Origin of the sequence: Limosilactobacillus secundus (assembly GCF_020784695.1) — a bacterium.
Lineage (GTDB): Bacteria > Bacillota > Bacilli > Lactobacillales > Lactobacillaceae > Limosilactobacillus > Limosilactobacillus reuteri_F.
In genome coordinates this window covers 45975-66550 of the sequence record NZ_JAJGUA010000028.1, presented here as the reverse complement: position 1 = coordinate 66550, position 20576 = coordinate 45975, and the positions used below count along the sequence as shown (strand labels likewise).

The 20576-nt window shown below is 38.2% G+C and carries 19 protein-coding genes; 4 read left to right on the top strand and 15 right to left on the bottom strand.

What is annotated here, in order from left to right; all coding sequences use genetic code 11:
• Positions 1-266: 266 nt before the first annotated feature.
• The 10 genes from LMB57_RS03770 to LMB57_RS03725 all read right to left on the bottom strand — a co-directional run bounded on the left by LMB57_RS03770 (position 267) and on the right by LMB57_RS03725 (position 11189).
• Positions 267-1538 (bottom strand): solute carrier family 23 protein, encoded by a 1272-nt coding sequence (locus tag LMB57_RS03770; protein ID WP_229271162.1) that lies wholly within the window; start codon positions 1536-1538, stop codon positions 267-269.
• A 157-nt stretch (positions 1539-1695) separates the two neighbouring features.
• Positions 1696-2469, bottom strand: coding sequence for a YibE/F family protein (locus tag LMB57_RS03765; protein WP_229271163.1), 774 nt, complete (start codon positions 2467-2469; stop codon positions 1696-1698).
• The gene (locus LMB57_RS03760; RefSeq protein ID WP_229271164.1) at positions 2466-3581 is read right to left on the bottom strand and encodes a YibE/F family protein; all 1116 of its coding nucleotides are present in this window, start codon (positions 3579-3581) and stop codon (positions 2466-2468) included. The genes LMB57_RS03765 and LMB57_RS03760 overlap by 4 nt, the downstream gene beginning before the upstream one ends.
• Positions 3582-3682: 101 nt before the next feature.
• The gene (gene ptsP, locus LMB57_RS03755; RefSeq protein WP_229271165.1) at positions 3683-5410 is read right to left on the bottom strand and encodes a phosphoenolpyruvate--protein phosphotransferase; all 1728 of its coding nucleotides are present in this window, start codon (positions 5408-5410) and stop codon (positions 3683-3685) included.
• A 130-nt stretch (positions 5411-5540) separates the two neighbouring features.
• The gene (upp, locus tag LMB57_RS03750) at positions 5541-6176 is read right to left on the bottom strand and encodes a uracil phosphoribosyltransferase (RefSeq protein ID WP_003676152.1); all 636 of its coding nucleotides are present in this window, start codon (positions 6174-6176) and stop codon (positions 5541-5543) included.
• Positions 6177-6268: 92 nt separating this feature from the next.
• Entirely contained in the window at positions 6269-7504 is a 1236-nt protein-coding gene (gene glyA, locus LMB57_RS03745; RefSeq protein WP_229271166.1) for a serine hydroxymethyltransferase, read from the bottom strand.
• 112 nt (positions 7505-7616) lie between these two features.
• Positions 7617-8645 (bottom strand): L-threonylcarbamoyladenylate synthase, encoded by a 1029-nt coding sequence (locus tag LMB57_RS03740; protein ID WP_229271167.1) that lies wholly within the window; start codon positions 8643-8645, stop codon positions 7617-7619.
• A 5-nt stretch (positions 8646-8650) separates the two neighbouring features.
• On the bottom strand, positions 8651-9517 hold the full coding sequence (gene prmC, locus LMB57_RS03735; protein WP_229271168.1) for a peptide chain release factor N(5)-glutamine methyltransferase: 867 nt from the start codon (positions 9515-9517) through the stop codon (positions 8651-8653).
• Positions 9510-10592, bottom strand: a complete 1083-nt coding sequence (gene prfA / locus LMB57_RS03730) for a peptide chain release factor 1 (RefSeq protein WP_003676159.1) — start codon at positions 10590-10592, stop codon at positions 9510-9512. The genes prmC and prfA overlap by 8 nt, the downstream gene beginning before the upstream one ends.
• A gap of 21 nt (positions 10593-10613) precedes the next feature.
• Positions 10614-11189, bottom strand: a complete 576-nt coding sequence (locus LMB57_RS03725; RefSeq protein ID WP_228341813.1) for a thymidine kinase — start codon at positions 11187-11189, stop codon at positions 10614-10616.
• Between the two features lie 229 nt (positions 11190-11418).
• On the opposite strand from LMB57_RS03725, the gene LMB57_RS03720 reads away from it, so the two are divergent.
• The 3 genes from LMB57_RS03720 to LMB57_RS03710 are packed head-to-tail and all read left to right on the top strand — an operon-like array spanning position 11419 to position 13781.
• The gene (locus tag LMB57_RS03720) at positions 11419-12756 is read left to right on the top strand and encodes a Mur ligase family protein (protein WP_229271169.1); all 1338 of its coding nucleotides are present in this window, start codon (positions 11419-11421) and stop codon (positions 12754-12756) included.
• Positions 12756-13463 (top strand): type 1 glutamine amidotransferase, encoded by a 708-nt coding sequence (locus LMB57_RS03715; RefSeq protein ID WP_229271170.1) that lies wholly within the window; start codon positions 12756-12758, stop codon positions 13461-13463. The genes LMB57_RS03720 and LMB57_RS03715 overlap by 1 nt, the downstream gene beginning before the upstream one ends.
• A gap of 15 nt (positions 13464-13478) precedes the next feature.
• Positions 13479-13781: a hypothetical protein gene (locus LMB57_RS03710; RefSeq protein ID WP_229275846.1), complete on the top strand. Its 303-nt coding sequence runs from the start codon at positions 13479-13481 to the stop codon at positions 13779-13781.
• A 62-nt stretch (positions 13782-13843) separates the two neighbouring features.
• Here the strand turns inward: LMB57_RS03710 and LMB57_RS03705 are convergent, their stop codons facing one another.
• From LMB57_RS03705 to LMB57_RS03685, 5 genes are all read right to left on the bottom strand, one after another.
• A complete protein-coding gene (locus tag LMB57_RS03705) occupies positions 13844-15250 on the bottom strand; it encodes an amino acid permease (RefSeq protein WP_324255224.1) in 1407 nt (468 codons plus the stop codon).
• A gap of 48 nt (positions 15251-15298) precedes the next feature.
• Positions 15299-16720 (bottom strand): basic amino acid/polyamine antiporter, encoded by a 1422-nt coding sequence (locus tag LMB57_RS03700; protein WP_229271172.1) that lies wholly within the window; start codon positions 16718-16720, stop codon positions 15299-15301.
• A 20-nt stretch (positions 16721-16740) separates the two neighbouring features.
• Positions 16741-17202 carry an arginine repressor gene (locus LMB57_RS03695; protein WP_113896700.1) on the bottom strand — a complete coding sequence of 154 codons (462 nt, stop codon included), beginning with the start codon at positions 17200-17202 and terminating at the stop codon, positions 16741-16743.
• Positions 17203-17312: 110 nt separating this feature from the next.
• Positions 17313-18545 carry an arginine deiminase gene (arcA, locus tag LMB57_RS03690; RefSeq protein ID WP_066035444.1) on the bottom strand — a complete coding sequence of 411 codons (1233 nt, stop codon included), beginning with the start codon at positions 18543-18545 and terminating at the stop codon, positions 17313-17315.
• Positions 18546-18751: 206 nt separating this feature from the next.
• Positions 18752-19771, bottom strand: coding sequence for a serine hydrolase domain-containing protein (locus tag LMB57_RS03685; protein ID WP_229271173.1), 1020 nt, complete (start codon positions 19769-19771; stop codon positions 18752-18754).
• 190 nt (positions 19772-19961) lie between these two features.
• Here LMB57_RS03685 and LMB57_RS03680 point away from each other — a divergent pair, with 190 nt between their 5' ends.
• Positions 19962-20561, top strand: coding sequence for a hypothetical protein (locus tag LMB57_RS03680; RefSeq protein WP_229271174.1), 600 nt, complete (start codon positions 19962-19964; stop codon positions 20559-20561).
• Positions 20562-20576: the final 15 nt, after the last annotated feature.

Here is a 20576-nt window from a genome sequence, read left to right as displayed (position 1 = left end):
GCAAATAAAACGAACTACCCCAAGTTACGAATGTTAATATATCATTAATTTCGTTAAAATTCAAAAAAACATTAGGTTTATATAGACCTACTAAGCAATTGATAAGCACGGAAAGAAAACGCTTTCGCAACTTTGATAAACTTTTTCTTACAATCTGTTTTTTTCCACGACCTCTTAATTTTTTTGTTTTGTTATCATACGAAAAAGCAGAGTAAGAGGTCGGATGCCCTATCTCACTCTGCTTAAATAAACTAAAAAAATTCCAACTACATTTCACTTTTGGCTTGTTGTGGAAGAATTAAATTCATTATTATTCCGAGAACAGCTGCAACTGCTAATCCAGAGAATTGATATTTCCCTAATTGAAGATAGGCATTTCCAATCCCAATTACTAAAATAACCGATGAAATCATCAAATTTCTTTTTTCATTAAAGTCAATTTTGTTTTCAATCATTACGCGCAATCCACTAGAAGCAATCACCCCAAATAATAGGAATGAAATCCCGCCGATAACTGGTGAAGGAATCGATTCAATCAAGGCGCTTAATTTACCAATAAAGCTAAAGAAGATAGCAAATACAGCTGCTCCAGCAATAACGTAAACTGAATGGACACGCGTAATTGCCATTACCCCAATATTTTCACCATAACTAGTTACGGGAGGTCCACCAACGAATCCAGCAATAATTGAAGCAGTCCCATCTCCCGCAAGCGTATGATTCAATCCTGGTTCCTTGAAGTAATTGCGCTCAGTCAACTCATTTAGAACCATAATATGACCTAAGTGTTCTGTCATGGTAACAAAAGCAATGGGTGCCATACTCAAAATCGCACCCCAGTATAATTGGGGATGATAGTCAACAAACGGAATCTGAAAATCTGGTAAACTAAACCAGTATGCATGCGCAACTGGAGAAAAATCCACAATGCCAAATAAGACCGCAATGACATACCCAGCGACAATCCCCATCAAAATCGGAATTAAACCGAGGAATCCCTTAAAATACATATTGAAGATAACTGTTATTGCCATCGTAAGCATTGCGACCGCAAAAAAGCGCAAATCATAATGGCCAGTAGCCGAATTGATGGTAGCGTCTTTAGCGGCTGTTCCTGCTAATGACAATCCGATTACAACAACAATCGGACCGACAACAATTGGTGGCAGAATGCGGTCAATCCATTGCGAGCCAATCAACGTTACAATTACTGACACGATTAAATATACACATCCCACTGCAATGGTACCCTGTGCAATTCCGGGATAACCAGTAGTTTTCATTAAGGCCATCATCGGGACAACAAATGAGAAACTAGATCCCATGTAAGCCGGAATCTTATGTTTAGTAATGAGTAAGTACATCAAGGTACCTACCCCTGAACTAAATAAAGCAATTCCTGGATTTAATCCTACCAAGATTGGGACCAAGACAGTGGAGCCAAACATAGAAAACATATGCTGCAAAGATAAGCCAAACCACTGCCAGGGAGCTGGTCGTTCATCTACGTCTAAAACAACATTATCACGGTGCGCCATATAGATCCTCCTAAAGAAAAACGACCTTGGAATCCCTGCTCCAAAGTCGTCTCTTCCCTACTCAATCCTAACGATGGAAAGAGCATTGAGAATTTATCCGCACCTTTGAAGCCTCACAGGACTCCGATTAAAGGTCTATTTATAAGTTATTCGTATGTTACTTTGTTTTAGGGTAATTGTCAATAACTGATTTACGACGCTTTGTCATCACCCAAGCAGTCATGGGGACAGTGATCAGCACCCCAATGAAAGAGATCAGAATTTCAATCATTTCTGCCACAAAAATTTTATTATTCATAATTGTACCAAAGGAATAATGAAGGCCTAAGAACCAAATAAACAGCGCTAAGAATCCTCCAAAGAAGCCAAAGAAAAGCGTATTAAATGTTGTTCCAATAATTTGTTGCCCGATTGCCATCCCACTATGAACCAATTGCCGATTAGTTCTTTCGGGATGATTCTCAAGGATTTCCGTAAGGCCAGAGGAGATCGCCATCGCTGCTTCTGCAATTGCTCCGAGCGAACTCAAAATAGTAGTAGTAACAGAAACTTTGAAATAACTAATTCCAATTAAAATTGACATTCCTTCTAACTCATCGCTATCTTCTGTTCCAAAGCCCTGCACCATTGCCCAGTGCTCAACAATAAAGATCAGCACTAAAATTAAGCATAACACGATGAGTGAAGCATAAAATGCCGTCACGGTTGTCCGCAAATCATCTTCTCCCATGAAAATAGTTATTGCCAAAATTGTAATTCCAATAGTCACCGTTACAAATAACGGGGGAACATGAAACGCGACTAAAATAATTGCAAAATATAAAAAGCCAAAGTTAAGAAGCAAGCTTAAAAAAGCTGTCCACCCCTGTTTTCCTCCCACAAGAACCATCAAAATTAGCAATACCAAGCCAAGACCTGTAATTGTCGTCATCTCTGCACCTTCTTTCCTAACAGTAACGCTCCAAAGAGACTTACAAGGGGAATTGAAAGGACAATCCCAATCCCACTAATCAGGCTTTGAATGGTCCCCAAGCTCATATTCATTGCATAGGTATAACCCCACGAGTTACCATTTTTGATATACAAAAGACTACCGGTAAAAGTATCTACCATAAAAATTAAAAACAAAACATTTATTAATGGTCCCATAATTGATTTACCAACATTGCGTCCCGAGATAAATAACTGTTTGCGGGTAACAGCTGGATTCAATTGTTTTAGCTCAAAAAGAGTGGCAATAATATCGCTTGATTCATCCATTACTGCTCCTAAAGACCCTAACAACGTTTCGGCTAAAAAAAGCGCTCGAGGAACTTGCGTAACATATTCCATTGATTCATAGTAAATCCCCCGTTCATGCGTCCACATAAATACAAGCATACTTACTCCCAAGGCAACAAATGTCCCAATAACTGTTGCTGCAAAAGTGGCCAGCATCTTTTTACTAAAACCAAGAACTAATAATAGGCTAATAAACGTAAAAATTATGGCAAGAATACTAAAAAGCAGCATGATATGCTGACCATTTTGTTTTAAGTCGATTTCAATTGCAATTATAAACAAAAGAGCATTAATAACTACGCTCAAGAATGCCAACAGCCCTGAACGTCCCATCAGGAGAAGCAACATCAAGACAACAAGCCAAAGTAAAAAGACGATTACTGTGTCCCGCTTATAACCGTTAACATTGGCGGTTAGTTTTCCGCCTCGTTTACGAAGTTGGGTTAAAAAGACCTCATTTCCTACCCGATAACGTTGATCCATCGGTTGCGAATCACTATATGTATTTTGGACTGTTAATTCTTGCCCGCGATATTTACCATTCATTAGTTTTACTTGGAGTTGTTGATAATATTGATGGTCAATATTATCAAACTGGTCTTTCACTCTTTGCTTATTCACCGTTTTTTCGCTGATTACTTTAGCGATTGGTTGTTGATAGAAATGTTCATTGTGGCTAGTAAACAATAGAACACCAATCCCGACGACTACTAAAAAAATTAACAACCAGATTCTTTGCTTTGTCCAGTATTGCTTAATCACAACTTTACATCCCCTTAGTACAACAAAACTATTGCCATTTTACTCTTAACAAGAGACAAAAAAAGGATTTAAGAAAAATCTTTACTTTTCCTAAATCCTTTTTAATTTGCTACTAGCCAATCTTGAACTAACTTTTGCACATCAATCATTGAATCACAAGCTGTAACAGCCTGTTGATAAAGTTCCTGACATTTCTTACTGTCTAATTGCTTCATCATTAAACGTGTCCGTAAAATAGAACTGGCACTCATCGAATAGACATCTAATCCCATCCCGATTAATAGTGGCAAGGCATAACGATCCCCTGCCATTTCTCCACACATCGCCACAGTTGTGTCATGAGCATGCCCAGCATCGATAATGTGCTTAATTAATTTTAAAAAAGTTGGATTTAGCGGCTGGTAAAGGTACGAAACTGAATCATTACCACGGTCAGCCGCAAAACAATATTGAATTAGGTCATTAGTTCCAATGCTAAAGAAATCAACTTCTGCAGCTAAGCGATCAGCATTTAACGCAGCTAATGGAACTTCAATCATTATCCCAAGATGGACATCGCTGCCAATTTCTGGATGATCAACAGCTAATTTTTGTTGCTCCTCATAATAAATTTTCTTAGCTGCTTGTAATTCTTCAAGCGTGGTAATCATTGGAAACATAATATTAATCTTCCCAAACTCGGATGCTCGGAGTAAGGCTCGCAATTGAGTCCTAAACATTTCTGGCCGATCAAGAGCAATCCGAATAGCCCGATACCCAAGGAATGGATTCATTTCTTTAGGTAAAGGCATAAATTGAAGTGGTTTATCTCCACCTATATCTAAGGTCCGAACTACTAATCGTTCCCCATTTAACTGTTCAACAGCTCGGCGATAAGCATTAAACTGCTCTTCTTCGGTTGGGAGATGGTCGCTTTTCATATAAAGAAATTCAGTTCGAAATAGACCAACACCATCAGCACCATTTTCTATTGCTGACGAAAGATCCACTGAAGAACCAATATTAGCTGAAATCTTATACCGCTGACCATCAGCGGTTACTGAGGGCTGATTAATCATTTTTTTCCATTGCTGACGAACATTCATAAACTTATCAGCAATTTTTTGGTATTGTTTAACATCAATTGTTGACGGTTTAACAATTGCACTGCCTTCAAAACCATCAACAATTACTCGTTGGCCATTCTGCACCTTTTTGGTTATGTCGTTACACCCAACAATTGCTGGAATCTGTAAAGAACGAGCCATAATCGCTGCGTGACTAGTTCGCCCACCCAAATCGGTAATAATTCCCTTAACAAAGCGGCCATCCATCTGTGAAGTATCGGCTGGGCCAATCGAATGGGCAACCACAATGACAGGGTGATCTAATTCACGCAAATTAGGGAGCTTCTTCCCTTCTAACTCCGCTAAAACCTGATCTTGAATATTTTGAAAATCAGTTGCTCGCTCTTGCATATATTCATTTCCGGTCATCGCCTGAAGAGTTTTGATCATCTTAGTAATTACTTCTGCAAAAGCCGATTCTGCATTTAAGCGTTGATTAGTAATCCGGTTTTCAACTTGTTTAATCATTTCAGGATCATTTAAGATTGCAATGTGAGTATCAAAAATTGCCAAATCTTCTGCATTAAGTTTATCAACAAGCTTCTTTTGGGTCTCCTTTAGTTTCTGAATGATCTTCTCAAAAGCACGGTGTAATCTTGCTTTTTCACTATCGGGGTCACTAATATGATACTTTTCAAAACTAAGATTAGGCTTCGTTAATAAGTAAGCAGGTGCAATTCCCACTCCATCACTAGCTGCGATTCCATTAATTTGGGTCTCCATTAATCAATTCCCCTTTTCTGGTATAGTACCTATTATAAGCGAAAGCCTTTTCAACACAAACAAAAAAAATAAAAGCAAGATTTGCGAAAGCTAAAAAGTTCTGCAGATCATGCTTTTATTTTTTAATAACCTACTTAGTACCAAAAAGACGGTCACCAGCATCACCTAATCCAGGAACAATGTATCCATCTTCATTAAGATGATCATCAAGTCCTGCTGTATAAATATCGACATCTGGATAAGCGTCGCGCACAGCTTTAACTCCTTCAGGGGCTGCAACTAAGCAAGCAAATTTCATATTCTTTTCTGAGCAACCACGCTTCTTTAAGGCTTCGATTGCCATCATTGCTGAACCACCAGTGGCCAGCATTGGATCAACGATGAATAATTGCCGTTCTGTAATATCATTAGGTAACTTAACAAAGTATTCATGTGGCTTTAAGGTTTCTTCATCCCGGTACATTCCGATAAAACCAATTTTAGCTGCTGGGATAAGATCAGTCATCCCATCAACCATTCCAATTCCTGCCCGAAGAATTGGAATAATCGCTACCTTTTTACCAGCCAATTCTTTCTGGGTCGTTTTAGCAATCGGCGTTTCAATTTCAACATCCTTTAATGGCATATCACGTGCAACTTCATAAGCCATTAAAGTTGAAATTTCCTTGACGGTTTCCCGGAAAAACTTTGTCCCAACATTTTTGTCCCGAATCATTGTTAGCTTGTGCTGAATCAATGGATGATCTAACACTTCAAATTTACCCATGCCTATATACACTCCTTTAAATTTCTTCACTATTCTACCAAAAAAATCAAGTCATGACAAAGGATCTTAACAACTTTTTATGTTCTAATTTTTTAGTTAATCGGATATTTTGTAGTTAGTTCATGCACACCTTTTGCTACTTCTTGTAGACACTTTTCATCAGTTGGATTAATTAAAGCTGTCCTGATTAATTCCGCAACTTTTTGCGCATCCTCTTCCTTAAATCCTCGGCTGGTAATAGCAGGAGTTCCAATCCGTAAACCACTTGTGATAAATGGACTTCGTGGGTCATTTGGAATGGCCTCCTTATTGGTTGTAATGTGGACACGGTCAAGGAGATTTTGCGCATCTTTTCCTGTTAAACCAGTCTTAGTAAGGTCCAGAACAAGAAGGTGATTTTCGGTCTTTCCTGAAACCACCCGAATTTGTTTACTAGTATTAAATACTTTTTCCATTGCTTGAGCATTTTTTACAACTTGTTGGATATATTCCGAATATTCTGGTTGCAAATCTTCATAAAATGCTTGAGCTTTCCCCGCAATTACATGTTCCAGTGGTCCACCTTGGATTCCAGGGAAAACTGCTGAATTAATTTTCCGCCCTAACTCAGTTGATTTAGAGAGGATCATTCCTCCCCGTGGGCCCCGAAGAGTTTTATGAGTAGTAGTAGTAACGACATCAGCAATTGGAAGGGGACTTGGATGGGCACCAGTTGCTACTAATCCGGCAATATGGGCCATATCAACCATCAAGTAAGCTCCAACTTCATCAGCAATCTTACGAAATGCCTGCCAATCAATAATCCGACTATAAGCAGAAGCTCCCGCAACGATTAATTGCGGTTTTACTTTTTTAGCTAGAGCCATAATTTCATCATAATCAAGCTCTTCAGTATCTGGACTTAGGCCATAGCCATACGTCTTATATAATTTTCCGCTAAAATTAACTGTTGCTCCGTGAGTTAGGTGCCCTCCAGCATCCATCCCCATTCCTAAAATTACATCTCCAGGTTTGAGGAGTGCTTGATAAACTGCCATGTTCGCCTGCGATCCAGAATGAGGTTGAACATTAACATATGCTGCATTAAATAACTTTTTAGCATAATCAATTGCCAATTGTTCAACTTGATCTATAAACTCACACCCACCGTAATACCGCTTATCTGGATATCCTTCAGCATATTTATTTGTTAGAACTGACCCTTGAGCTTCACGAACAGCATCAGAAACGATATTCTCGGAGGCAATTAGCTCAATCGTATCTTGTTGGCGTTGCTCTTCATTTTCAATGGCTGCCCATAATTGGGGTGATTTTTTACCATAGTTCATTTACAACATCTCCTCTGGTTATAAATAAAGAGGCTGGGAATCTACTCAGTCTCTTTATTATTTTATTGAGATTTTAATTAGGGAGTGGTACCTCATCCACTACGTTCCCTTATTATTTTACCGCATTACTATCAAAGTGCATACCACCGGCCGACTTATTTAACCGATTCATGTATGCGCCCCCTAAATCATGAGCTGGAAACGCTTGAGTGACAATTGCTTTAACATTAGGCTGATCATCAAATTGTCGCAAGCCATCAAATAGGCGAGCACTGGCATCTTGAACATTTTTTCCTAATGAAAATTGAATAGCGTTCATTGGCAATACTTCTCGTTGGAGGACCTTTTCTTCAGCCATCATTCCAACATCAAATGGCTGTTGCCGTATCCATTCAACAACTTTATCCCAATCCGTATCTTCATCAACAATATATACTTGGGCCTTAGGTGCATAGTGCTTGTATTTCATTCCAGGAGCTTTAGGAGTTTCATTTTTGCCTACTTTATGATGATTAAGGTCAATTGACCCAATTACCCCTTCAATGTCTTTCTTCGTAACAGCACCAGGACGTAAAATTACAGGGTGATCTGTTGACATGTCAAGGACAGTTGATTCAACTCCTACTCGGGTTGGACCATTATCTATAATTCCAGCAATCTTACCATGCAAGTCATGATAAACGTGTTGAGCAGTAGTCGGACTCGGTTTTCCAGAAGTATTAGCAGATGGTCCCACCATCGGAACACCAGCTTCTTCAATTAAATTAAGAGTTGGTTGACAGTCTGGATAACGAAAGGCGACAGTTTTCAAACCACCTGTAACGGTTTTGGAAAGTGCATTCTTCTTAATCTTCAAGATAATAGTTAAAGAACCAGGCCAAAATGCATCCATCAACTTTCGGGCATTATCAGGAATCTCGGCAGCATATTTTTCAACCATTGCGATAGAATTAACATGAACAATTAATGGATTATCACTTGGCCGTCCTTTTGCTAAATAAACATTCTTAACGGCTTTTTCATTGGTTGCATCAGCCCCTAATCCATAAACAGTTTCGGTTGGAAAAGCCACTAATTCACCGCGCTTAATCGCAGCTGCTGCTTGGGCAATCTCACCATGTCGAAAAATCTTCGTATCCATTCTTACTATCTTCCTCCTGCGTTTGAAAAATCCCATGCGTGTATCATCCTCATTTTTCCTGCCACATCATGTCGTGGGCATATCTGTGCGTGTTTATCGGTTTGATGTAGTAATTCTTGAATTGACTCTTCTTGATCATAGCCAGTTTCTCCAAATATTTGACCAGTCGTAGTTAGATACTGCCCTGCTTGCTTAAATAAACGATGATAGAATCCTAAACCATGTTCACTAGCAAATAAAGCCTGGGATGGTTCATTTTCAAGGACTGCTTGATCAATTTTATCAGTATCGTCTGGGTCAATATAAGGCGGATTAGTCACAATTAAATCATATTGCTGATCAATCTTTTCAAATAAATCACTTTTAATTAACGGTAACTCCAGATTAAACTTAGCCATATTTTCCTGAGCAACAGCAAGCGCAGTGGTTGAAATGTCACTTAAACTTACATTCCAGGCTGGCCGTTCAAGTGCAAGTGTAATGCCTATTACCCCACTCCCCGTTCCTAAATCAAGGACCTTTAATGGGCGAGCTGGCATTTCTTGCAATACCCAATCAATTAACTCTGCTGTCTCAGCTTCTGGAATCAAAACATTTTTATTAACCTTAAAAGTTCGTCCATAAAATGGGGCCTGCCCAACAATATATTGAGCAGGCTCATGATTAAGCAATCTTGTTATGGCATCCTTCCACCAGTCTACTTCGTCAGTTGGCATCTCATCACGATTATGTAAAAGTAAGTGAGTCGCATCCCAACCATGTGTTTGCTGAAGTAAAAACTGAGGGGCACTTGGATCAATATCTGTTCCTTGTAATTGTTCTTTTGCCCATCGCTGTGCCATAAAATAATTGGTCGGTACGAAACTACTCATTCCGTAATTGCTCCAACTTTTGTGTTTGGTCGGCAACAATCAATGCTTCAATAATTTCATCAAGGTCACCAGCCATAATCTTATCAAGCTTATTTAATGTTAACCCAATTCGGTGATCTGTTACCCGGTTTTGTGGGTAATTGTAGGTACGAATCCGTTCTGACCGATCACCTGTCCCAATCGCATCTTTCCGCTTTTGGTCATACGCGCTCTGTTCTTGTTGTTGGTAATAATCATAAACCCGTGACTTCAAAATCCGCATTGCCTTAGCCCGGTTCTGCTGTTGTGACCGTTCATCTTGCATTGCAACAACAATTCCTGTTGGTAAGTGGGTCATTCGAACAGCTGATGAAGTCTTGTTAACGTGCTGACCACCAGCACCACTTGAACGGTAAACATCAACCCGGATATCTTTAGGATCGATATCTACATCTACATCTTCAGCTTCTGGCATTACCCCAACAGTCGCTGTTGACGTATGAACACGGCCAGCAGATTCAGTAACAGGAACCCGTTGAACACGATGCGCACCGTTCTCAAACTTAAGCTTGGAATAAACTTTATCCCCAGTAATCATTAAGGCAATTTCCTTAAAGCCACCAACTTCAGTTTCATTTCGATCCACAACTTCTACTTTCCAGCCTTGCTTTTCAGCATAGCGAAGGTACATGTTATACAGATCAGCAGCAAATAGGCTTGCTTCATCCCCTCCGGCAGCTCCACGGATTTCCATGATAATATTTTTATCATCATTAGGGTCTTTAGGAATTAATAGAACTTCAAGCTCTTTTTCTAACTGCGCTTGTTCTTCCCGCGCTTCCGCTAACTCTTCCTTAGTTAAGGCTGTTAAGTCATCATCATTCGTTTCCCGTAATAGTTCTTCATCATCGCTAATCGTTTGTGTGACTTTTTTATATTGATTATATTTTTCAACTGTTTCACGTAAGCTTCCTTCTTCTTTTGAAAGCTTCATAAAACGTTGCGAGTCGGCAATTACTTCTGGATCACTGATTAATTCGTTTAATTCATCGTAACGATCAGCAACTGCTTGAAGTTTATCGAAAATTTCTTCCATTTCCATTCTTAATTATTCCTCCTATTGTTTTAATTTGGGATGAAAATAGTGCTTCCGGCATACTGGGTAATATGATTCATTTCCCCCTATCTGGACTTGTTCTCCCTCATATACTGGCTTGCCATTATGAATCCGTAAATTCATCGTAGCTTTATGAGGGCAGAACCAACAAATTGTCTTCATTTCTTCAATTTTGTCAGCATAGATTAGTAAATACTTTGAACCTTCAAATAATTCATTCCGAAAATCATTTTTTAGGCCAAAAGCCATTACCGGAATATTTAGCTCATCAACAATTTTGATTAATTGTAAGACATGCTCTTTCTTTAAAAACTGTGCTTCGTCGATCAATACACAATATATCTTACGGTCCATCTTATTAACGTAATCGTAAATGTTGGTATCATCCATAATTGGTTTTACCTTACGCTCTAGGCCGATCCGACTAGCAATGATGCCTCGACCAGAACGATCGTCAACACCACTCGTCATTAAGACAACCGGTTTCCCTTGTTCTTCATAGTTATGAGCAACCTTCAAAATATCGATTGACTTACCAGAATTCATCGCGCCATATTTAAAGAATAGTTGTGCCACTACAATTGCTCCTTTTTGTTTGCATAGTACTCTTCATTATATCCAAAAATTTGTGTCATTTAAATACTTCCACATTAGGAAAGAGTTTTTTACATTGAATAATTTTAATCTTATAATAATTTCAGTTTAATAACTTTCTTTTTGTTACCGTAAAGTTTAGAATTAAACGGTAATTTTAATCATCACTATTGTATCACTTACAATTGACACGAAAGGAATACATATATTCATGACAGTTCGAAGTTCATTTGCCGAATTTGCCGGGCGATCAAGTTATTGGTTCCTCCATACTTTTATGAACGGAGGAAGTTCCCTTCCAGGAAAATTAACCTTAAAGCTTGATCCAAATATTCTCCAAGCCTTTAGCAAAAAGTACGACCTTGTTATTGTAACAGGGACTAATGGGAAAACATTAACCACCGCATTAAGCGTACGAGTTTTACGGGAAAAGTATGACCAAGTTCTTACTAATCCAACTGGTTCCAACATGGAGCAGGGAATCGTAACCACCTTTATTACGGCTCCCCGTCCAAAGAAAAAAGGGCTGGCCGTCCTCGAAGTCGATGAAGCAAATGTAGTTAAAGTATGTAAATACATCACACCAATTGCCTTTGTCTTCACCAACATTTTCCGTGACCAAATGGATCGTTATGGTGAAATTTACACCACCTATAACAAGATCTTAAAGGGAATTAAATTAGCGCCGAAAGCAACCATCATTGCGAACGGAGATGAACAGCTATTTAATAGCAAAGACTTGCCTAATCCAATTATCTATTATGGCTTTAATCACGAAGAAAATGAACCATTTAATGCCCCAGCTAACACTGATGGTCTCCTTTGTCCTAAATGTCAACACATTCTAAAGTATCGAATGCGAACTTATGCAGGTTTAGGTAACTACTTCTGTCCAAATTGTGGTTTCCATCGTCCAGAATTAACGTATGCTGTTACTAAAATTGATAAACTTACCCCAACACACTCAACTTTTGAAATTGATGGGCAAAAATACACCATCGGAATTGGTGGGTTATATAACATCTATAATGCTCTTGCTGCATACTCTCTTGGCCGTTTTCTCGGCGTGAGCCAAGCACAAATTAAAGATGCTTTTGAATCAGACGAACGAGTATTTGGTCGCCAAGAAGTCATTAGTATCGATGGAAAACAGGTTACTTTGATCTTAGTTAAAAATCCAGTTGGCCTTAATCAAGTTTTAGATATGATTGAGACGGATGACAAGCCCTTTAGCTTTGCCTTTTTGCTAAATGCTAACTATGCTGATGGAATTGATACCAGCTGGATCTGGGACGGTGACTTTGAAAAACTTACCCAACATCAAATTCCACAATATATGACTGGAGGAGAACGCTATAAAGATATTACCACCAGATTAACAATGGCCGGCGTAAAAGATATGTGGCATGAACCAGACCTTACTCAGGTAATTGATAAAATTAAGGAAATGCCAACTGAACATGTCTATATTCTGGCAACATATACAGCCGTTCTGCAATTGCGGAAACAACTAGCAGAAAAGGGCTATATTAAAGGAGGAATGGACTAATGGCAAAATATCACTTACACCTCGCCCACCTCTACGGCGATTTATTAAATACTTACAGTGATGTCGGTAATATTATTGCCCTCCAATATTACGCTAAGCAAATGGATGCCGATATTGATGTAAAAGTCATTAGTATCGACAACGACTTTAATCCACAAGAGTTTGACTTAGCTCTTTTTGGCGGTGGTCAAGATTACGAACAACTTGTCGTTTCCAAAGATCTTCCAAACAAAAAAGCGGGGATTGACCAATTTATTAACGATGGCAAACCGCTTCTTGCTATTTGTGGAGGATACCAGCTTCTTGGTCACTACTATATTGGTGCTGATGGTGAAAAGATTCCGGGACTTGGAATCCTTGATCACTATACTTTAAGTCAGGATAATCACCGCTTCATTGGGGATATTACCATCAAAAATGAAGAAAGCAATCAAGAGTATCATGGCTTTGAAAACCACAATGGCCGCACATTCTTAGGAAAAGGTGAGCGTCCGCTTGGTAAAGTGATTTCTGGTAATGGGAATAACGGTGAAGACCATACTGAAGGAGCAATCTATAAAAACACTTATTGCTCTTATTTCCACGGTCCCATTCTTACAAGAAATGGTGAGATTGCTAAAAAGATTCTTTTAGCAGCTCTTGAACATAAGTATCCCGATGCCGACTTAAGCAGTCAAAAAGCACTAAAAATTAAGCCTACATTTTAATTAAGGTGACAAACAGTGGATCAAACTATAACATTTGTATTTACCATTATTTTTTTACTGGAAAGTTTTTGGGAAGTTCGTCTGTTCTCCCAACTTCAAGCACTAGCCATTCAAAATCCAACTAGGATCCCACCACGCTTTGTAAAAGTTATCCGTCTGGAGCGTCGTTGGAACTGGATATCCTGGATCTTAATCATCTTATTGTTTCTTACCTCATCGAATTTCACGATTTTATGGGTAAGTCTAATCACGTTGATTGAAACCTATGTTGTCTGGCGAATGGATAACATGAAAAGCAAAATGACTAGTGAAGACTAGGATGTAAAAAGGGATGAGATTGAAGGAAAGTAAATTCCTTCTAACCTCATCCCTTTTAATTTTTAAAAATTAATCTTGCCAGTAATAATCAACACAAGCGCAATTACAGCTGCTAAGGCGATAATCTTTGCTAACCATTTCTCTTTCTTACTCATTTTATTAGGAGCTCCGGCAAATAATGGTATTCCTAGTGCAAAAATAATCGCACTGGCAAATACATATTCAAGGCCCGAAGCAACTAACATATAGACAGAATAAAGGGAGGCTAACGTAGCAATAATCTTAAAGCCAAGGCCCATTTTTTCACTAATTGCTAATTTTAATCCATATAACGCAGAGAGCAAATAAGCAACTAAGGTCATCGTCGCAGCCAAAGTATATGCAATTGTATAGGCCATTTGAAGCTGTGGAAGCAGTAAAACAAGTAAACATACTTGCATAATAATTGTATATACAATTAATGCAAAACCAGGAACACCATGGCGGTTAACGATTTTAAATGCTCGCGGCATATCCCGATCATAACCGGTTACGTATGCAATTTCTGGCCCAATCATAAACCAACTCAATAACGCCCCTAATAGAGAGATCAGTAGACCAATTTTAATAATAAGACTTCCTACTATTCCTAATGCCGTATGACTAAGAGCTGCTGCCAGCGGAACCGAAGTCAGACTAAGTTCTTTAGCAGGTAGAATCCCCATTGGAATAATAGAGATTGAAATATAGAGAACTAATACAATTACAAAGCTAATAATCGTTGCTAATCCAACATCACGTGGTTGCTTTGCCCGGCGTGACATAGAAACAGCTGCTTCAATTCCAACAAAGCACCACACAATAGTACTCATTGCACCACTAATTTGGTCTTTAAAGGCTACGTGCGTTTGATTAACAGCAAGAATGCTTGTCCAATCAGGAACATTAAAAATATGTGGCTGAAATGCAAAAACACCAACAATAACAACTAATAGAAGCGGTAAGATCTTAATAATCGTAATGACGGCATTAAGAATACTTGCCTCACGGACACCAAACCATGTAATTGCGGTGTATCCCCACAGAATAATTGAACCTCCAATAAAGCACATTAATGGCGAAAGTTGATGCGTCCCAAGCATACTATTTAAGGTCTTAAAGAAGAGCGAGATAAAGGCAATATTACCAAAGACTGCTCCCATCCAATATCCCCAAAAGGAATTAAAACCAATATAGTTGCCAAAGCCTTCCTTTGCATAAGTATAAATCCCACCGTTCATCTCCGGTTTGATAATAGAGAGCTTGTAAAAGACTAATACTAACATCAAAATTCCGAATCCACCAATTAACCATGCAATTAATGCAGCCATTGGATTTGCTTTCAAAATCAAATCGGTTGGACTATTAAAAATCCCACCACCAATAATCGTTCCTACAATTAAGGTGATTAAGAGGAAGAGATTTAACTTCTTTTCCTTCACCTTAATCACCTCACTTATAAATATTCTTAAAATGTGGAATAATTATACATTATTTACCTAGCCAATGGCAATAGTTCCATTAACAACAAGCCAAATTGCAATGATACTTAAGATTAAAATCAACGCCATTGTCCACTTTTCAGCAGTTGTAACTTTACGATCATTTTCTTTACATGCTAAGTAGTAAATGTAGAATCCAGGAATAAAACTAATTGAAACTAATAATACTTCTTGCCATCCAGCAAGGAACATACATGCGAACATGAATGCAGCAGAAAGCAAACCAATTGTAAATTGTCCCCATTCTTGGTGTGCAGAACTGTATTTCATTTGGTAAAGTCCAACAAATAAGTATGAGAATAAAATTGCTGCACTACATAAGGAATATGCAAATTCATAGGCTTTATCAGTGAAAAGCAATGAGAACAAGAAGATGGTTTGCAATACGGCCGTAATCATCAAGGAAGCAGTTGGAGCCTTTTTAGCATTAACTTTTCCCCAGATCTTTGGCATTGCTTTATCATCGGCAACTAACATTGTTGTTTCGGCTGGAAGCATTGTCCAAGAAAGCCAGGAAACAATGGTTGAAATGATTAAACCAACATTGATTAAAATTGAGCCCCAATTACCAACTGTTGCTTGAAGAACATGACCAATAGCTGGTTGACCCATGCTAGCTAATTCTGCCCGAGTTAATGCACCATAAGGCAAAATCGAAATTAATACATAAATAACTACTAAAAGGCCAAAACTAATAAGAGAAGCTTCCCGAGCGGCTGTAAGTGACTTTGCCCGACTTGCCATAACTGAAGCACCTTCAACACCGATAAATACCCAAATTAGTGTCATAAGGGTACCTTTCATTTGTTCCCAGACAGAACCAGTTGCAGTACCGCGAGAGGCATTATTAGCAACCCGGCCCCAGAAATCTGCAGTGAACATGCCGGCCTTAAAGCATACAATCATCATAATAATAAAGATAACTAATGGTAAGACCTTGCAAATTGTTCCAATCATGTTAACAAAAGATGCGCTTTCAACACCATTATTAACTAGGATTGTTAATAGCCAACAAAAGACAACCGCAACTAGAATTGATGGTAAATTTTGTCCCCCTTTAAATGTCGGGAAAAAGGTACCAATCGAACTCATTAACATTGTAGCAAAGGCAATATTCCCTAACCAGGCCGATAGCCAGTAAGACCAGCCAGAAATAAATTCACCTAATGGCCCAAAACCAGCTTCTGCATAAGCAAAAATACCTGAAGTAAGATCTGGTCGCTTTTCAGATAGATTATTTAGTGAGAGAACCAGCATTAAAAAGCCGATTCCAACAAAGATCCAGGCTAATAGTGCAGGACCTGGGGCCGCTGCCGCTGCTACATCACTAGTAATACCAAATATCCCGGTACCGATACATGAACTTACAATTAAGGCGATTAATTCGCCTCTACCGATACCTTTCTTTTGTTCATCCATAAATATCCCTCCTATGCAGTTTATGAATGCATGTGTTGAATGATTAAATCATAGATCATTTTAGCATCATCATTATCTTTACTAATGATAATCAAGGTGTCGTTTCCAGCAAGTGTGCCCACAACTTCCGGAATATCAAGTTCATCAAACATTCCAGCTAAAATCGTCGCATAACTAGAATTTAGTGCAGTTTTAATTACGTTCATAAATTGAACAGTTTCAATTGTTCGCACATTATCATGAATCCCCTGATATAATCGCTCAAAATTATGTTCGGGTGTCACATGAAGTTGAACATAATGGGTATGACCATCGCCATCATTTGCTTTAACAATATTCAACGCATGAATATCTCTTGAAATTGTTGCTTGTGTTGTTTCGAAACCCGCCTCAGTTAACAACTTAAGCAATTCTTCTTGTGTCTCAATTTTACGATCATTAACCACTTGCTCAATATATTTTCTTCTTGCCTTTCGATCCATTCGTGTTCCCTTCTTATCATGTTAATTACACTAAAATGATACAAGAAAAAGCAGCAAAATTATACCCTTTCTAGATTACTCAGATAAATTTGCTGCTTTTATTAGCTTATTTATTTCTTGAGATCTTCACGAACAATTGGACATGACATGCACCGTGGACCACCACGACCCCGTGATAATTCGCTTGAACGAACCTCGTGAACGAGAATACCATGCTTACGCAGCAAATCGTTTGAGACATAGTTCCGATCATAAGTTACAACTACACCAGGGGCAATTGCTAGCGTGTTAGAACCGTCATTCCACTGTTCACGTGGGGCAATAATTGGGTCACCGCCACCAGTAGGAATCAAATCAATTTCCGGCTTATCAAGTGCCTTCTTCAAAATTTCTTTAAGATTTGTTTCATGGGTAATTGAAATTTCACCATTATTACCTGGGTGCATAATATATGCATCAACATGTCCACCATCACGTAAGATTGCTGGATGAACTGTAAATTGATCATAGTTAATCATTGTAAATACAGTATCAAGGTGCATCATTGCGTGATTGTGAGGAATATGGATAGCAATTACTGTATCATAATCAGACTTTTCGAAGAGACTTTCAGCTAATTCTGTAATAGCCTTTGCAGATGTTCGTTGAGAAATACCAATTGCTAATACATGATCACTGAGAACTAATTCGTCTCCACCTTCAATCCGGCCTTCAGGATAACGGTTTCGCCATACTTCAACACCCTTGTCAGCAAAACGCTTATTGTGCTTAATGATGTACTCAGTAAAGAGAGATTCACGTTGACGTGCCTTAAAAGTCATGCGATTAATGGTAATTCCATCCCCGATACATGCTTGTTGGTCACGAGTAAAGTATGCATTTGGCATTGGATCCATATAGAACGGGTAATCCTTGTCTTCTGCTAATTCTGCAAGAGAAGCATACTTAGTTTTAATCTCATCTTTACGTACACCGGCAATAATCTTATTAACCATGTCCTTAGTACTGAAACTAAGCAAGAATTCCTTTAAGCCGTCATGGATTGCTCCAGCAGCATAACCAGATTCAGCAATGATCTTTTCAAGGAATTCATCTTTGATATTATCATCTGCTAGTGCGTCTGTTAATAAATCTTCAAGATACAATACCTCAGCGCCGTTATCGCGTAACGTTTGGGCGAAAAGGTCATGTTCTTCTTGAGCGATCGGTAAGTATGGAATGTCATCTACGAGCATCCGGTGAAGAATTTCAGGATAAACATTTTCAATTTCCTTACCTGGTCGATGCAACATAACTGTCTTAAGCTTTCCAATTTCTGATGTAACGTGAATTGGACTTTGCATACAATATCACTCCTTTTTGAAGTATCACTTGACTACAACTACATCATATTAGTTTATGTAAACGTTGTCAAATGCCGTCAAATCAATATTTAGTGAATTATATAAAAAGAAGTTATTAATATAAATTATCAACAGTTTTTATACATTTTTCACCCATAAAGCGCATATTCTGTGAAAGCGGTTATTCAATTAATTGCATATAAATTTCACAAAGTTTTTTCTTTTTCTTTTAAATAAATTGCAAAAAGTTGATCACGAGCATCTAAATATTCTTGATTTTTAGCACTGGGATGAACACGATTTGTCAATACAATAAAACCTTGGTCAGTTTGACGATCTAACACCATCCAAGTTCCTGTAAACCCAGTGTGACTAATCAAAAGATGACGATCTTTAGCGTGAAACAGTTTCCATCCAAGAGAGCGACTATGTGGACCAGAAATTCGTGTTTGGTCTGTAAAAAGAAGCTTAGTTGTTTCAGAAGTAAGAAGGCCATTTAAATTATTTTCAATAAGCGCATGACTAAAAATCTCTAAATCTTTTAATGATGCAAAGAGGCCAGCACATCCACAATTTTCTCCCAAAATATACCCTTTAGGATCGTGAGTTTCTCCTCTAATTAAGCCCCGTTTTTCTTGTACTTCTGTTGGGACACAGTTAGCTGGTTGAGGCCTAAATGTCGCAGTTGGCATTTTTAATGGTTTAAGAACCTGTTCTGCAATAACCTTTTGAACTGGTTGATTATAAATTCGTTCGATAATCCATCCTAAATATAAATAGTTTACATCCGCATATTTGATTTGACGATTCAAACTATCCTCCACATGCATTTTCGTCAAAAAAGCCTTCTTTAGCTCAACGGCATCCAACTCATTACGATGTGGAATATAACCAGCAATCCCAGAAGTATGGGTAAGAAGATTGCGAATAGTTGGTCGGTCATCATTAAATTTTGGCAAAAACTTCTTTATCGGATCATCTAAAGCCAATGCTCCTTTCTGAATAAGCATGGCAATAACTGGAACTGTTCCTATTACTTTTGTTAATGAAGCAACATCATAGAGCATGTCGGGTTTTAATCTTTCAGTTTCAGGGTACACTTGAGCCATCCCTGTTACTTCTTTAATTGTATGTTGACGGTCAAAAATCAAATAGCTAACTCCCGGAACAATCCCTTCTTTAACCATTTGATGTAATTTGGTAATTGTTAAATCGTATTTATTCATCGTTTAATTCACTTCCTCAATAAAGTTTATTTTAACGTAACTCAGGCAAAGGAAAAATATCTAAGAAATTATTAAACATAATTGGTTGATTATGACAAATAAGTTAAAAATATTACAAAATCATTTCAAAAGACGGTATAATATAGTTATAAGAATTTTATAAAAAAGAGAAGTTGAGGGGGTCATTAAAATGATGAAGATGACAAATAAAGTTTTAGCAAGTTCGTTAGTAATTTTAGCCGCCCTAGGACTAGCCGGGTGTACGAATAGTGCAGCAGCTCCAACAAAAACATCTACTTCCGCGACAAAAGTAAGTCAACAAACAGGCAAGAAGGCAGTCTCCTCTACTAGTAGCGAAAAAGCAAAGGATCAAGCCTCCACATCTACTAGTGTACAATCTACTTCTTCAATAAATACAAACCCAACAATTGCAAGTTCAAAGGCCACAGCAGCTAACAGTTCAGAAAAGCCAACTAATCAAACGATAAAAGCTCCTAGTTCATCCATAACTAGTAGTTCTAGCAGCCAATTAGCAACTACTAATTCCACTTCCTCATCACAAAACGATCAACAAGTCCTAACGAGTTTTGTCAAGACAAGTGGCGTTCAACAAGATGGCAATCATTATTACATGACTAAGAATAATCAAAATAATAATTATCAAATTGAAGTTCGCAATAATCAAGGCGGCGATCCAAATGTAGCTCATCTTACTGGTACCTATCAATATGATCCCGCTACAAATCAAATCCATGAAATGAACCCAATCACTGGCAATTATGATAATTAATATTTTTAACTCAAA

Bases quoted from the DNA above. Each gene is read 5' to 3' on its own strand.
- LMB57_RS03770 (WP_229271162.1), bottom strand. From the start codon at position 1,538: ATGGCGCACCGTGATAATGTTGTTTTAGACGTAGATGAACGACCAGCT.
- LMB57_RS03765 (WP_229271163.1), bottom strand. From the start codon at position 2,469: ATGACGACAATTACAGGTCTTGGCTTGGTATTGCTAATTTTGATGGTT.
- ptsP (WP_229271165.1), bottom strand. From the start codon at position 5,410: ATGGAGACCCAAATTAATGGAATCGCAGCTAGTGATGGAGTGGGAATT.
- upp (WP_003676152.1), bottom strand. From the start codon at position 6,176: ATGGGTAAATTTGAAGTGTTAGATCATCCATTGATTCAGCACAAGCTA.
- glyA (WP_229271166.1), bottom strand. From the start codon at position 7,504: ATGAACTATGGTAAAAAATCACCCCAATTATGGGCAGCCATTGAAAAT.
- LMB57_RS03740 (WP_229271167.1), bottom strand. From the start codon at position 8,645: ATGGATACGAAGATTTTTCGACATGGTGAGATTGCCCAAGCAGCAGCT.
- prmC (WP_229271168.1), bottom strand. From the start codon at position 9,517: ATGAGTAGTTTCGTACCGACCAATTATTTTATGGCACAGCGATGGGCA.
- prfA (WP_003676159.1), bottom strand. From the start codon at position 10,592: ATGGAAGAAATTTTCGATAAACTTCAAGCAGTTGCTGATCGTTACGAT.
- LMB57_RS03720 (WP_229271169.1), top strand. From the start codon at position 11,419: ATGACAGTTCGAAGTTCATTTGCCGAATTTGCCGGGCGATCAAGTTAT.
- LMB57_RS03715 (WP_229271170.1), top strand. From the start codon at position 12,756: ATGGCAAAATATCACTTACACCTCGCCCACCTCTACGGCGATTTATTA.
- LMB57_RS03700 (WP_229271172.1), bottom strand. From the start codon at position 16,720: ATGGATGAACAAAAGAAAGGTATCGGTAGAGGCGAATTAATCGCCTTA.
- LMB57_RS03695 (WP_113896700.1), bottom strand. From the start codon at position 17,202: ATGGATCGAAAGGCAAGAAGAAAATATATTGAGCAAGTGGTTAATGAT.
- arcA (WP_066035444.1), bottom strand. From the start codon at position 18,545: ATGCAAAGTCCAATTCACGTTACATCAGAAATTGGAAAGCTTAAGACA.
- LMB57_RS03685 (WP_229271173.1), bottom strand. From the start codon at position 19,771: ATGAATAAATACGATTTAACAATTACCAAATTACATCAAATGGTTAAA.
- LMB57_RS03680 (WP_229271174.1), top strand. From the start codon at position 19,962: ATGATGAAGATGACAAATAAAGTTTTAGCAAGTTCGTTAGTAATTTTA.